Annotated in this window: 11 protein-coding genes; 4 read left to right on the top strand and 7 right to left on the bottom strand. The window is 64.1% G+C overall.

All coding sequences use genetic code 11. The annotated features are described in order from the left end of the window. The first annotated feature begins 154 nt into the window (after window positions 1-154). On the top strand, window positions 155-3,475 hold the full coding sequence (locus BDD21_RS17940; RefSeq protein ID WP_120798318.1) for a DEAD/DEAH box helicase: 3,321 nt from the start codon (window positions 155-157) through the stop codon (window positions 3,473-3,475). 3 nt (window positions 3,476-3,478) lie between these two features. On the opposite strand, the gene BDD21_RS17945 is transcribed toward BDD21_RS17940, so the two are convergent. The 4 genes from BDD21_RS17945 to BDD21_RS17960 form a co-directional block, all read right to left on the bottom strand. Continuing rightward, window positions 3,479-4,483, bottom strand: coding sequence for a TIGR00341 family protein (locus tag BDD21_RS17945; protein WP_120798319.1), 1,005 nt, complete (start codon window positions 4,481-4,483; stop codon window positions 3,479-3,481). 10 nt (window positions 4,484-4,493) lie between these two features. After that, window positions 4,494-4,937, bottom strand: coding sequence for a hypothetical protein (locus BDD21_RS17950; protein WP_120798320.1), 444 nt, complete (start codon window positions 4,935-4,937; stop codon window positions 4,494-4,496). Between the two features lie 79 nt (window positions 4,938-5,016). Further along, window positions 5,017-5,211 carry a hypothetical protein gene (locus tag BDD21_RS17955; protein WP_120798321.1) on the bottom strand — a complete coding sequence of 65 codons (195 nt, stop codon included), beginning with the start codon at window positions 5,209-5,211 and terminating at the stop codon, window positions 5,017-5,019. 378 nt (window positions 5,212-5,589) lie between these two features. Continuing rightward, on the bottom strand, window positions 5,590-6,510 hold the full coding sequence (locus BDD21_RS17960; protein WP_120798322.1) for a LysR substrate-binding domain-containing protein: 921 nt from the start codon (window positions 6,508-6,510) through the stop codon (window positions 5,590-5,592). A 362-nt stretch (window positions 6,511-6,872) separates the two neighbouring features. Between BDD21_RS17960 and clpB the strand changes: the two genes are divergently transcribed. After that, complete coding sequence (gene clpB / locus BDD21_RS17965) at window positions 6,873-9,467, top strand: ATP-dependent chaperone ClpB (RefSeq protein ID WP_120798323.1); 2,595 nt, start codon at window positions 6,873-6,875, stop codon at window positions 9,465-9,467. Between the two features lie 113 nt (window positions 9,468-9,580). Here clpB and BDD21_RS17970 read toward each other — a convergent pair whose 3' ends face one another. Continuing rightward, entirely contained in the window at window positions 9,581-9,841 is a 261-nt protein-coding gene (locus BDD21_RS17970) for a hypothetical protein (RefSeq protein WP_120798324.1), read from the bottom strand. Window positions 9,842-10,128: 287 nt separating this feature from the next. Here BDD21_RS17970 and BDD21_RS17975 point away from each other — a divergent pair, with 287 nt between their 5' ends. Then, complete coding sequence (locus BDD21_RS17975) at window positions 10,129-11,103, top strand: PDC sensor domain-containing protein (protein WP_120798325.1); 975 nt, start codon at window positions 10,129-10,131, stop codon at window positions 11,101-11,103. An 89-nt stretch (window positions 11,104-11,192) separates the two neighbouring features. Here BDD21_RS17975 and BDD21_RS17980 read toward each other — a convergent pair whose 3' ends face one another. Then, window positions 11,193-11,471, bottom strand: coding sequence for a hypothetical protein (locus BDD21_RS17980; protein ID WP_120798326.1), 279 nt, complete (start codon window positions 11,469-11,471; stop codon window positions 11,193-11,195). A 469-nt stretch (window positions 11,472-11,940) separates the two neighbouring features. On the opposite strand from BDD21_RS17980, the gene BDD21_RS17985 reads away from it, so the two are divergent. After that, a complete protein-coding gene (locus BDD21_RS17985) occupies window positions 11,941-12,945 on the top strand; it encodes a hypothetical protein (RefSeq protein ID WP_120798327.1) in 1,005 nt (334 codons plus the stop codon). A 352-nt stretch (window positions 12,946-13,297) separates the two neighbouring features. Here the strand turns inward: BDD21_RS17985 and BDD21_RS17990 are convergent, their stop codons facing one another. Beyond that, window positions 13,298-13,831 carry a hypothetical protein gene (locus tag BDD21_RS17990; protein ID WP_147431134.1) on the bottom strand — a complete coding sequence of 178 codons (534 nt, stop codon included), beginning with the start codon at window positions 13,829-13,831 and terminating at the stop codon, window positions 13,298-13,300. Window positions 13,832-14,056 lie beyond the last annotated feature (225 nt).

Below are 14,056 nucleotides of genomic sequence, written 5' to 3' on the forward strand. Positions count from 1 at the left end.
ACGGGGAGGCTGAATGGATGCTGAATGCGGCGGCGAACTTCACACCGCGATCGGCGATCGGCGATCGGCGAGCGCCACGATGTGCCGAGCCTTCCACTCCCGTGCACGAGGTTGTAGGCTCGCGGCTTTCTCGTTGTAACCCTCAAGACACGCGATGCCTTCCGCTCCACTGCTGCTCGACCCCGAAACCCTGAAACATGCGATCCCGCCGACCTACCTGGAACGCGGCCGGCGTTATCTCCAAGAGCGGCGCGTGCTGAGCGCGGATCACGATTCCGAGCGCGGGATCGTGACCGGGCGCGTGCGGGGCTCGGGCGGGCGGATTTATCAGTGCATTGTGCAACTCGGCGAGCGGAGCGACGGCGCCCTCACGGTGGTCGGACAATGCTCCTGTCCGGTGGGGTACAACTGCAAGCACGTGGCGGCCGTGTTGTTGTCGTTGGGAAGTCGAGCGACGCGCGCAACCTTGCCGGCCGCGGCGCGCGCGCTGCCGTTTCAGTTGAAGAGCTGGCTCGATCAGATCGAGCGTGCGTCGGGCGTTCCCGAGGAGGAACCCCATCGCATCCTCTATCTCATCGATCCGCAGGAGTACCTCGGGGTCAGGCGCACGCGGGTGCGTGCTGCGAAGGTGCGGCAGTTGCTCACCGGCGGTTACGGTAAACCGCAGGATTTCAACATCCTCGGTTCTTCCCGAGCGAGTTTCATCGGTCCGGCGGATCAACGCATCATGGGGTTGCTCGCGATCGCGCGGGGCGGCAACGACCCGAGCGGGGTCTATCTGGACACGCTGACCGGTGCGGATGTCATGCAGTCCATCGTGCGGACCGGACGTGGTCATCTGCGCACGATCGATGGCCCGGTCCTGCGCGATGCGGGTCCGCTCTCGGGGCGGCTGGAGTGGCGTCTCGCAGAGGATGCACGGCTGCACCTGATCCTCGAGGCCGACCGCCGGGGGCTCTTGCTGTTGCCGATGTCGCCGCCCTGGTATTTGGATCCGGAGACCGGCGACTGCGGTCCGCTCGAGACCGGTCTGGATGACTGCGAGGCGGGTGTCTTGGCCGCTGCCCCGGTGGTGGCGCCCGAGTCGGTGGAGGCGTTGGAGCAAGCCGCGCGGGAGCGTTTCAAGGGCCGCTCGGTTCACCTGCCCAAGAGCCCCGAGCGACGTCGCAGCCAATCGGAGATGCCCGTTCCACGGCTGCGTCTGCGCAGCGTCGACCTGGCGGCAAGCAACGTGGGGCGCTACTGGGGCATCCAGCGTCAGCCCGAGTGGGCACATCATGCCGTGCTCGACTTCGCCTATGGCGGCACCTCGGTCGATCCACGCGAACGCGCGCCGGTGCTGCGTCGCGTCGAGCAGGGCGTGCTCGTGGAGGTGGAGCGTCAACCCGAAGCCGAACAGGCGGCGATCGGCATGCTCGAGGCGTCGGGTTTCCATCGCGCCGCGGAGGCGTCCGACGCCGATGGTCTCTGGCTCGAGCGTGCCGACCCCGAATCCTGGATCGATTTCATGCAGGATCAGCTGCCCGATCTCGCGGCGCAGGGTTGGCGGGTCGAGGTCGAGGATGGATTCCATTTCCGGATCGCCGAGATCGGCGATTGGGAGATGGACATCGCCGAGGGCGAGGGCGGGAGTTGGCTCGACGTGGGGTTGGGCGTGGAGGTCGACGGACAGCGGGTCGACCTGCTCCCGCTCTTGGTGGAGATGATCGGGCGCTATCAGGTGGACCTCTCCACGCGGACGCTCGCGGCGATGGACGCCGAAACGCGCCTGCAGATGCGCCTACCCGACGGGCGGCTGATCTTGATGCCGGTGGAGCGTCTGCGGCCCATCCTCTCGACCTTGATCGAGCTGTACGACCCCGAGGGTCCGCTGAGATCACAGGGGAGCAAGGGCCGTCTGCGTCTGTCGCGTGTCCATGCCGCACAGCTCGCCGAGCTGGAGGCGGCGGCGCCGGCGATGCGCTGGCGGGGCGGGGAGTCGGTGCGCGAATGGGGCCGGAGGCTGCGTGACTTCCAGGGGCTGGAGGGGATCGCGCCGCCTGTCGGGCTGACCGTCGAGCTTCGGCCCTACCAGCGTCAAGGGCTGGATTGGCTGCAGTTTCTACGCGAATACGGGCTCGGCGGTGTCCTCGCCGACGACATGGGTCTCGGCAAGACCGTGCAGACCCTGGCCCATCTTCTGGTTGAAAAGGAAAGCGGGCGGGCCGATCGCCCGAGCCTGGTGGTCGCGCCCACGAGTCTCCTCTTCAACTGGCGCCGCGAGGCCGAGCGTTTCGCCCCGGCCCTGCGGGTCCTGTCGCTGCACGGCTCGACCCGCCACACGCGGTTCGCGTCGATCCCCGATCATGACTTGGTGTTGACGAGCTACCCGCTGCTGCCACGTGATCTGGACGCACTCGCGGAGCAGGATTTCCATCTGCTCGTCCTGGACGAGGCCCAGAACATCAAGAATCCGCGCAGCAAGGCCGCACAAGCGGCCCGCGGATTGAACGCCCGCCATCGGCTCTGCCTGACCGGCACGCCGATGGAGAATCATCTCGGCGAGCTGTGGTCGCTGCTCGATTTCCTGATGCCCGAGCTGCTCGGCGACGAGCGCCGTTTTCGGCGGCTGTTCCGAGTCCCGATCGAGCGCCATGGCGACGATGTGCGTCAGGACGAGCTGCGTCGGCGGGTGGCCCCCTTCCTGTTGCGTCGCACCAAGGAAACGGTCGCCGCCGAGCTGCCGCCCAAGAGCGAGATCATCCGCGAGGTCCCCCTTGCCGACGATCAACGCGATCTCTACGAGACCCTGCGTCTGGCGCTGCACGAGAAGGTGCGCGAGGAGGTGGCCCGCAAGGGGCTTGCGCGCAGCGGGATCATCATCCTGGACGCGCTGCTGAAGTTGCGTCAGGTGTGCTGCGATCCGCGATTGGTGTCGCTCGAGAGTGCGCGCCGGGTCAAAGGCTCCGCCAAGCTGGAACTGTTGATGACGCTGCTGCCCAAGCTGCTCGAGGAGGGTCGGCGCGTGCTGCTCTTCTCGCAGTTCACGAGCATGCTGGCCTTGATCGAGGAGGAGCTGATGAAACGCGGACTGCGCGAGGATCAGGACTTCGTGAAGCTGACCGGGCGCACCCGCAACCGCGATCGTCCGGTCGATCGCTTCCAGGCCGAGGAGGTGCCTCTGTTCCTGATCAGCCTCAAGGCCGGCGGCACCGGGTTGAATCTCACCGCTGCGGACACCGTGATCCACTATGACCCTTGGTGGAACCCGGCGGCCGAGCGCCAGGCGACAGACCGCGCGCACCGCATCGGTCAGGACAAGCCGGTGTTCGTCTACAAGCTCTTGACCGAGGGCACCGTCGAGCAACGGGTGGCCGATCTGCAAGCCCGCAAACAGGCCCTTGCCGACGCCATGTTGGCCGGAGGCGGTGCTGCGTCCGGCGTCTTGAGCCCGGCCGATCTCGATCTCTTGTTTGCGCCTCTCAGCGACGATTGAGCATTACCAGGGGATGTGCCAACCGGTGGCGCGGATCAGGATGACGCCGATCAGCAGTGCGAGCAGGATCGCCCAGAGCGAGAGATAGATCGCGTTGGATTGTTTGGCTCGGTTGCGATCGGTCCAGGAGCGCGGTCTTACCCCTTTGAGCAGGAAGACGACCTTCGCCGAGAGCAGGACGCAGACGATGTTGACGATCAGCAGCAGAAAGGCGCCGAGCGCCTCTTCCCACCGTCCCGCGCCCAACATCATGCCCATGGTTGCGGTCGGCGGGAGCAGGGCAACGGCGACCATGACGCCGACCAGGGTGGAGGACAAGCCGGTCGTCAGCGAGAGGACCGCCGCAGCACCCGAGGCCAGCCCCAGGACGACGCCGCCGAGATCGACATCCGTGCGGGACAGGATCTCGGGGCTGTCGAGCCCGAGCGGCAGCACCAGCGCGATCACGACGGCGATCAGAAGTGAGAGGCCGATCCCGGCGACGTTTGTCTTGAAGGCACGCCAGGTCAGCTCCCTGTCGCCGAGCGAGGTGGCGAACGCGAGTGCGATATTGGGCCCGAGCAGGGGTGCGATAACCATCGCGCCGATCACGACGGCAACGTTGTTTTCGATCAGACCGATGGCGGCCACCAGGGTCGAGAGGACCGTCAAGACCAGAAAATTGCTGTCGAGCTGGGCGCCTTTGGCGATCTGGCTGTAGAGTTCCTCGCGTGTGGCTGCGACGGCCTTGGCCTTGTCCTCCTTGAGATCTTTGTCGCCTTGGCCTTCGTGGGTCAAGACGGCGTCGATGGACTGAACGACGATGCGTGCGCGGTCGTTGGCCTTAAGCAGGTCCTGCAGCGAGTCGATCAGCGCTTGCCGACAATCGTCCGGGACCAGCATGCGGATGCTGCACCGTCCGTCCCCACCGTCTCCGCCCCACCAGAAATCCTCGGCGCCGTAGAACTTTGCCATGCCGGCAAGCGTTTTGGCGTGTTTTTGATCTGCGATGACCTCGACGATACGCATGGGTCCGGACTCAGAAGACGGGGATCTGGGCGAATAGGACGAGGAGGATGATCGCGAGGATCCCGACAGCCGTCCAGATGCGATTGAGCCAGCGTCGACGGCCTCGCCGCTGTTCGCGCGCGGTTGAGAAGCCCGGATCGGATTCGATCTCGGGCGCGAGATAGACCCGTTGATGGGTCAAATCGATCGCATCGACAGCGGCGGCCGCGGTCACCGGATCGGTTCGGTAAAGGCCGGCCTCCGCATCGACCATGCTGCGCCGCAGTGCCGTTTGTGCGTGCATCCGGGCGACGTGGAGTGCGGGAAAAAAGGCCGCGTAGCGCAGACGAGGCCCTGCCGAATCGGTTCCCACGACATCCGAGGTTGTCGGGTTCTGCGGTGAACTGAAGACACGCACGAGCCCCGGCCGGTCGTCACGTGTCTCGACGATCAGGTAACCTTCGAGATCACTCATCGCGTCGTCACGCGCCCGACGGGCGCGTCCCTACGCCGAGGGTCGGACTGGATTCGGGCGTACGCCCGATCGATGCGTTTCAGGCCGCGCGGCTCTTGCGCTCGATCTCCCAGTTGCACCGGTCGATAAGAACCTTCAGCGTTCGCGTGACCGCGATGTCGCTGCGCAGCTCGAACCGTTTGCCGTGCTCCCAACAGTCGTCGGCTGCATCCGCGAGTAGCGGAAGCCCTTGACGGCAGAGTTCCCAAAAGGCGAGTGAACGTTGTGTGCTCATGACGCATATCCCCTGACGATGGATCCGAAGACGGACGATGGCGACTTGCTTGGCTTGCTGTGAATGACGCACAAGTCTTGCCATCTCGTCGAGACCCTTGGCTACTCAGGATCTGTAGCCGCTTCGCAACAAACAAACGCATGCGATTTGTCGTTGACCCCACATGGAGTCTAGCGTATCGGAGCGCTTTTGTCGGCATCGCAACACTCATGATTCTTTTCCGCAACGCATTGATGTGTCTCTATGATGATTAAAAAATGCGTGCAGCGTCCGGCTTTGCAAGACAAAAGGTGCCGAACGGGAACGAATTCGGTTTTAATCTCGGCGACCGGCAGGTGGGAGTCGAGCTGCAAGAAATCGACGATTCCCTGATCGGGATCAGCTCAGACGTCTTACCGTGTTCGGGAGGTGCTGCCGGATCACCTCGGCGAAAGCCTGCAGCGCAGCACGTCTCGGGAAGCTGCGCCGGTAGACCAACGAGATGCGTCGGAACGCATCCGGAAGGTTGCTCAGCGGGCGGGCGATGATGCCGCTGTCGGTCATCCAGGCCCCGCGGATCGCCAGCGCCGGGACCAGCGTACAGCCGAAGCCCGCGCCGACGAGCTGCAGCAGCGTCTCCAGGCTCGCGGCGCGCAAGTCCGCCATCTCGCCCTTCGTCGGCCGCTCGGCGAGACGGCAGACCTCCATGACCTGGTGGGTGAGGCAATGACCGTCGGCCAGCAGAAGAAGATCGACCTCTTCCAGGTCCTTCGCCGTGATCTCGTCCTTCTCGTAGAGAGGATCGTTGCGCGGATGGGCGAGCCAAAAGGGTTCGTCGAACAGCGGCATGGTGTCTAGGTCGGTATCCTCGACCGGCGTGGCGAGCAGCGCAGCATCGATCTCATGCCGCACGAGGCGACCGAGGAGCAGGTCGGTAATCTCCTCCGACAGGATCAACTTCAGATTCGGGTAGTTGCGTTTCAACGGCACCAGGATCTGAGGGATCAAATAGGGGCTCAGTGTCGGAATGGCCCCGATGCGCAGCGGGCCGGCGAGCGGGTCTTGATGGGCGCGCGCGACTTGCTCGATGGCCTGGGCCTGCTCCAAGGCGAGCCGCGCATGCCCGAGAATCGCCTCGCCGACCGGTGTAATCTCCACCGAGCGGTTCGTGCGCTCGAAGATGACCACGTCGAGCTCCTCCTCGAGCTTCTTGATCTGCCCGCTCAAGGTCGGCTGACTCACGAAGCAGCGCTCCGCGGCACGACCGAAGTGGCGTGTCTCGGCGACGGCCAGGATGTATTTGAGGTCTCGGAGGTTCACGTAGCGATGATACAGCGGCGGGGCGTTGGTCTCCAGCTTCCAGCCTCCAGCTTCCAGCCTCCAGCTTCCAGCCGTCAGCTCTCAGCTCTCAGCTCTCAGCTCTCAGCTTCCGGTTGTCACTGTTCGGGTCAGGGTACCTTGGTTTCGCTGTTTAGTTGCTGTTTCCGGCTTGATTGGACGTCTGGAATGCCGGCATCCTCTGGCTGACGGCTGACGGCTGACGGCTGACGGCTGACGGCTGACGGCTGACGGCAGGAGGCAGGAGGCATGAGGCAGGAAGCTGAACGCCGAGCCCGCTTGATTGCCCCCGGCCGATTCCCCACCTCCGCAATGACCTTATAAAAACTCAGGAGTCATGCACCGTGAGAATGGACAAGCTGACCGCGAAGTTTCAGATGGCCTTGGCGGATGCGCAGAGCCTGGCCGTGGGACGGGATCACCAGTTCATCGAGCCGCTTCACCTGATGGTTGCTTTGCTGGATCAGGAGGGCGGCTCGGTGCGGCACTTGCTGACGCGCGCCGACGTCAACGTGAATCGGTTGCGCTCCGCCTTGGGTGATCAGCTCGACCGGCTGCCGACCGTGGAGGGCGCGGGCGGCGATGTCCATGTCGGCAACGACCTGAACCGGCTCCTGAATCAGACCGACAAGCTCGCGCAGCAGCGCAGCGATCAGTACATCTCCTCCGAGCTCTTCGTGTTGGCCGCGCTCGAGGATCGCGGCGCCCTGGGTTCCGCGTTGCGCGAGGCGGGTGCAAGCAAGGGCGCGATCGAGAAGGCGATCGAGGCGGTTCGGGGCGGTCAGAGCGTGAACGACCCCAATGCAGAGGAACAGCGTCAGGCGCTCGAGAAGTTCACCATCGATATGACCGAGCGCGCCGAGCAGGGCAAGCTCGACCCGGTCATCGGGCGCGACGACGAGATTCGGCGCACCATCCAGGTTCTGCAACGCCGCACCAAAAACAACCCGGTCCTGATCGGCGAGCCGGGCGTGGGCAAGACCGCCATCGTCGAGGGCCTTGCGCAGCGCATCGTCAACGGCGAAGTCCCCGAGGGGCTTAAGGGCCGGCGCCTGCTCTCGCTCGACATGGCCGCCTTGATCGCCGGGGCCAAGTTCCGCGGCGAGTTCGAAGAGCGTCTCAAGGCGGTCCTGAACGACATCGGTCGTCAGGAAGGCAACATCATCCTCTTCATCGACGAGCTGCACACCATGGTCGGCGCCGGCAAGGCCGAGGGCTCGATGGATGCCGGCAACATGCTCAAGCCGGCGCTGGCGCGCGGCGAGCTGCATTGCGTGGGTGCGACGACGCTGGACGAATACCGCAAGTATGTCGAGAAGGACGCGGCGCTGGAGCGGCGTTTCCAAAAGGTCCTGGTTGATGAGCCGAATGTCGAGGACACCATCGCCATCCTGCGCGGACTTAAAGAGCGTTACGAGGTCCATCATGCGGTCGAGATCACCGATCCGGCCATCGTCGCCGCGGCCGTGCTCTCGCATCGTTACATCTCCGATCGTCAGCTGCCCGATAAGGCGATCGACCTGATCGACGAGGCCGCCTCCCAGATCCGCATGGAGATCGACTCCATGCCCGAGGAGATGGACCGCCTCAATCGGCGTCTGATCCAACTCAAGATCGAGCAGGTCGCACTCAAGAAGGAGTCGGACGAGGCGTCCAAGAAACGCTTGATCGATCTGGAAAGTCAGATCGAGCGTGCCGAGCGCGAGTTCTCCGATCTCGACGAGATCTGGAAGTCGGAGAAGGCGGCGGTGCAGGGAACGGCGCACATCAAGGAGGCGCTCGACCGGGCGCGTGTGGAGATGGAAACCGCGCGCCGCGCCGGGGACCTCGGACGTATGTCCGAGCTGCAATACGGGCGAATCCCGGAGCTGGAAAAGCAGCTTGCCGGAGCCGCGGATGCCGAGCAGGGCGAGAACCGACTCCTGCGCAACAAGGTTACGGAGGAGGAGATCGCCGAGATCGTCTCCAAATGGACCGGCATCCCGGTCTCGCGCATGCTCGAAGGCGAGCGCGATAAGCTGTTGCGCATGGAGCAGGAGATCGAGAAGCGCGTCGTCGGCCAGGCCGAGGCGGTGCGTGCGGTGAGCGATGCCATCCGCCGCTCGCGTGCGGGACTGTCCGATCCGGGCCGGCCGATCGGCTCCTTCCTGTTTCTCGGGCCAACTGGTGTGGGCAAGACCGAGCTGTGCAAGGCGCTCGCGTCCTTCCTCTTCGACACCGACGAGGCGATGGTCCGTATCGACATGTCCGAGTTCATGGAGAAACACTCGGTCGCGCGTCTCATCGGCGCACCGCCCGGCTATGTCGGCTACGAGGAAGGCGGCTATCTGACCGAGGCGATTCGGCGCCGTCCCTACAGCCTGATCCTGCTCGACGAGGTCGAGAAGGCGCACCCGGATGTCTTCAACGTCCTGCTTCAGGTGCTCGACGACGGGCGTCTGACGGACGGGCAGGGGCGCACGGTCGACTTCCGAAATGCAGTGATCGTCATGACCTCGAACCTAGGCTCGGACGTGATCCAGCAGGTCGCCGGCGAGGCCAACTATGCCGAGATGAAGGACGCCGTGATGGAGATCGTGCGGGTGCACTTCAGGCCCGAGTTCATCAACCGGCTCGACGAGATCGTGGTCTTCCATCCGCTGCAGCCGGCGCAGATCCGGGCGATCGCACGGATCCAGATCGACTATCTGCGCAAGCGTCTTTCGGATCGGGATATGGCGCTGGAGGTCAGCGATGCCGCTCTGGATCATCTCGGCGAGGCTGGTTTCGATCCGGTCTACGGGGCGCGTCCGCTCAAACGTGCGATCCGGGCGCAGCTCGAAAATCCGCTCGCCCAAGAGATCCTGTCCGGGAAGTTCGCCCCGGGCGATCTGATCGAGGTGGGTCTGGAGAACGGACAGCTCAGCTTCGAGCGGGTCCTGCAGGGGGAAGTCTTATAGCGTTCGGGCACTGACCGAACGAAGAAGGCGCGAAGGGGTGGATATCCTTCGCGCCCTTGAAGTGACTTCCTGCGGGATGGCCGTCCGAGATGTTCTGTCGCCGAGTGGGGATCTTACTCGACTGCCGAGGCCATGATCGGTGCGCCGAGCTGCACGGTGCCCACAGGTGCGATGCGTGACGCGACGACCGCGCTCGGATCCGGGGTCGGCGTGGCGTGAGGGTTGGCGATGACCAAGAACGATGCGGTCAGGACGACGGCGCCGCCGACCGTGCGCGTGGCGACCTTCCCCGCATCCATCGATGCGAGTCGATCGCGGATACGAATCGCCGTATCGATGACGTTCGAAATATCGGTTGCTGTCGGAATACGCATCTTGAGTCTCCTCCAAGGTTTTTGTTGTCCTTATAGACTGTCGTTGATTCAGATGCGAATCAAAACGCCTAATCCTTCCGATTCGGTCGGGATTTTGTTCGAATTTCTCGACGTGCCCGACCAGGGCATCAGGTGCGATCGGCCCGTCCGGCCCGATTCCGGCTAGAATCCGCCCTTAAACCGCGCCGGCTCCAGCGGTCGTCACATCTGCCGGGGCCGGCCCCATCCAAAAAGATCACGTACCGCACCACAGGGCGCGGTTTCATTCGAATCGGGAGACCCTTGCAATGAGCCAAGCGCTCAAAACGGTCGTCGCACGTCAACGCATCCTCTTGCAGGGTCGACTGGCGGCATCGCTCGCGCGGCTGGTCGAGCCGTGTCGCGCGGCTTGGCCGGATCGCACCGCTTTGGAGCAGATCCTGCTCGCGGCATTGCCGACGCTCGCGTCCTGCAAGTATCTCTACGTGCTCGACCATGAGGCCCGCCAATTGACGGCGAACGTCTCCCCGCACGGCCTGTTGCCGGAGCATTGGGGTCGAGATCGGCGCGAGCGACCCTACTTGGCCGAGGCGCTCGCCGGCGAGCGCTTCTCGCTGTCGCCCGTCTATATCAGCCGCAACGCCCGCCGTCCTTCGCTCACCGCGATCCAGCGGATCGAGGACGAGCAGGGCGCACCGCTGGGCTATCTCGGTGCCGACTTCGATCTGCGCGAGCTTCCGCTCACCCGCGAGCTCTACGAGCAGCCGGAGCAATGGCTCCAGCTCAAAGGCGATCCGGCGATCCGCGGCGGTCTGTTCGATCAACAGCGTGTCGAGAGTCTGATGGACGGGCATATCGACGAGATCCTCGATCTCCTCGTCGAGCTGATCGCCGCGCACGGGGTCTTCCACGGCAAGCTGCATTTTTCCAGCTCGCGCGCCACCCTCTGGCTTGTCGACGACCCCTTTCGGTTCCGAATCCTCGACTACGAGGATCTCGCCGATCCGGGCACCTGTCTCGCCTATCCACAGCGCCCCTATCCGGTCGATGCGTCCATTCCGTTGGATCGGGTCGCCGAGGTCTTCCGCACCTTCCGGGCGCTGCGCTTCATGGACGAGAACATCTATCTACGCTCGGGGTCGCTCAACATCTACAACGGTATCGTCGGGCTGAACTTCTCGTGCGATGGCTCGCACTACATGCCCTGGGACGACTTCCTGCACAAGAGCCTCGATTTTTGGATCGGCACGGGCGAATCCTGCGCGTTGGAGGGCGGCAGCTGAGGTCTGGAACACCGAGCCGACTCCAGCGGCCGTCAAGTCTGCCGAGTCCGATCCCCTCCAAAAACATCGCATACCGCGCTGGGCGCGGTTTAAGCCGATTGTTCGTTCTCCAAAGCCTTCTTGGTGATCTCCTGGTACAGCGCGACCGCGCGCGTGTAGATCCCCTGCACGTCGGGGCGCTGGTCCACGTAGCGCTTCATGCCCTCCGCATCCTCGAAAACCGCGTGAAGATGAGCGAGGTCGGCGTCGTCGAGTCTCTCGCCGCGGTCGACCTTCGCCTTGATGTCGAGCGCGCGCGGCAGCCGAAACTTCTCGAAGCGTTCGAGAATGGCAACGATCACACCGTCTTGGTGCGAGGCATCGGTCATGGTGTTCTCCCGTGGGATTGGGTTGATTCGGTGTCTGCGCCGATCGGCGCGTGACGGGCCGAGAGCAAGAGAATACGCTTGCGCCTGCGAGATCGGAACTCCTGAAAAGCAAGGGTTTGGAAGCGCCTAAAAAAGGGAAGACAACTCGACGAGTCGATCCCTTTGGCACGGTTGTCGTTCTCGATTACGACAACGACAACGATTCGGTGCTTGAAGTATTGCCGACACATGGCCTGATAGGACTTGATAAGGCGGTTAAACCGCGTCCAGATCGAGATGCTAAATTTTCGAGTGAGCTCGACGTTCGTTGCATCCGCGGCCCTGAGCGGGGACGCGGTTTAAAATCATATCTTTTTAAATCTCTTAAACCGCGCCGGCTCCAGCGGTCGTCACGTCTGCCGGGGACGATCCCATCCAAAAACATCGCATACCGCACCGGGCGCGGTTTAATGACGGGGAGATAAGCGGCGTGAACCTGTTCCAGTCCATCTTTCGCGGCGGCGAGTCACGCGGACGTTATCCCGAGTCGCTGATCGAGGCGGCCATCGATCGCGCCGTGGAGGGGACCGACGCTCGGCTGCTTCTGCTGCCGGGTTACCGCAAGCGTCTGCGCGGGCCGGTCATCCACGCGATCGATCATGTTGTCGCGCTGGTGGACGCCGTCCCGACACCGCTGATGGCGGGGCGGCGCGAGCATGGCGAGGATCCTCGCCTGGCAGCGGTCTTTACATCCGCCGCGGACATGCTCGGGATCTTCGGACGGGATCCCTCGCTGACGGCCTTTTTGGCGACGCCCGAAGGTGCTGCCGCCGAACAGGTGACCTGCTTGCTCCTCGCCGAGCGCGTGGAGCGAAACATCCTCGGCATGGATCTGGTCGGCGACCAGGTGCGGCGCGATGTGCCGCAAGTCGCCGTCAGCTTCACCGGTCATCGCCTGGTGGATCCGCGCGTGGATGAGGCCGAGATGCGCCGTGCCCTGCGGCGGCGGGCCTTCGACCATCTGCTCGCCCTGGCGTTGAACCGGATCGCCGAGGTGCGGGTCGAGCGCGAGGACCTCATGCGCCAGCGTGATCTGCTGCGCCGCAAGCGCACGGCGTTGGAGCGCGGGGGCTGGACCTTCGAGGCAACGCAGACCACACCCGGTGACCCCGCTGCGCTGATGGGCGAGCTGAACACAATCACGGCTCAGCTCGCGGCCTTGGGTACGGATGACGGCGTCTTGCGGGCTCACCTGGGTATCGTCGCCGACTCGCTCGCCGAAGCCGAGCGCCGGTTCTGGGCGGAAGAGCTCGACCTCTCGCTCGATGCGATGAATATCCGGCGCGACCCGGGGCAACCGTCGGCTCGGCGTATCGTCCTGAAGGAGTTGCACAACGCGCGCGGGTGGCGGCTTGTGATGCTGCCGCTGATGATCACGCCCGACGAGATTCCGCCGCGCGAGGACTTCGTGGCTGCAGCGGAGCGCTATCTTTAGGGCGAACCCCGGAAGTGCGAGCCGCAGGGTCGGCACGCCGTCCAATCCGGTCGCCCGTGGAAGAGGACGACTGCAAGTCGTCTATCCCGGGGGCACGCCGCTTCGCGCCGTTGCTTCCGGCCGATCGGATGTGCAAGGAAGGATCGGTTCCTCCGGAATCCGACAACGACAACGACAACGACAACGAGTAGAACCTTCGACGACTGACCTTGGTTCCGGCACTGTCGGTAGATCCTTTCCCGGAAAGCACCTAACGTGCGCGCCGCGATTTCCTTGGCGGCCAGACCTTCGGTCAACAGCTCGCGTGCGATCAGCGCGCGCTCCTGTTCCTGCGCGCGGAGCAGTTGTTGGCTCAGCCGCTGCAGTGCCAGCTCGGTGCGCTTCTTGCGGCTGATGTCGCGCAGAACACCGAAGCTGCGTCGGGCCAATCCCGTTCCCGCCCAAGGGTATTTAAACCGAGCGCCCCCACAGGCGGCTCGCCGCCCGGGGCGAGCGGCAGCCAGAGTGCCGCGCGCACGTTGTAGAGCGCACAGGATTCCCGATCGACGGCCGCCTGAGCGGGCAAAGACTCAAGAGAGCGAGTCAGAATCAGACGGCCGGCCAGCATCTGCTGGACGTACCAGTGGAACTGCTGCTCATCGAGTGGCCGGGGAGGCTCGAGTCCTTTCTCGGCATCGTGATAATGGGAGGGCACGATGCTCCCCGGCGGCGCGGCGGACCACTGCCAAAGCACCGCCAAGTCGATGCCGAAGTAGACGCAGATTCGCTGCAGCGCGATTTCGATTTCCAGGTCGATGTCGCCCGCCGGTAGGTTCGCGAAGCGCGACGACAGATCGGCAATCAGCGCTTCGAAATCAGCGGCGCGCGCGCAGGTTTGATTTGTCACCTTGAGATGCACCAGGTTATCGGCGGTAGACCCGCCCTGTTTGCGATCGCTCGCGGGAGACAGGCGCAATGGCCCAAAAGCACCCAGTCGACCGGTCAAGAATACACCCGGTCCGAACGCCCGCGGCGACCGGCACCATCGTGCCGAATTCCGTGATCCCGAAAGTTGTTGAGCCTTGACCCCGGGAAAATTCCCGGGTCACAAGTCGTTCGGTTGCTGCCATGC

It is taken from the genome of Thiocapsa rosea, from assembly GCF_003634315.1.
GTDB lineage: Bacteria > Pseudomonadota > Gammaproteobacteria > Chromatiales > Chromatiaceae > Thiocapsa > Thiocapsa rosea.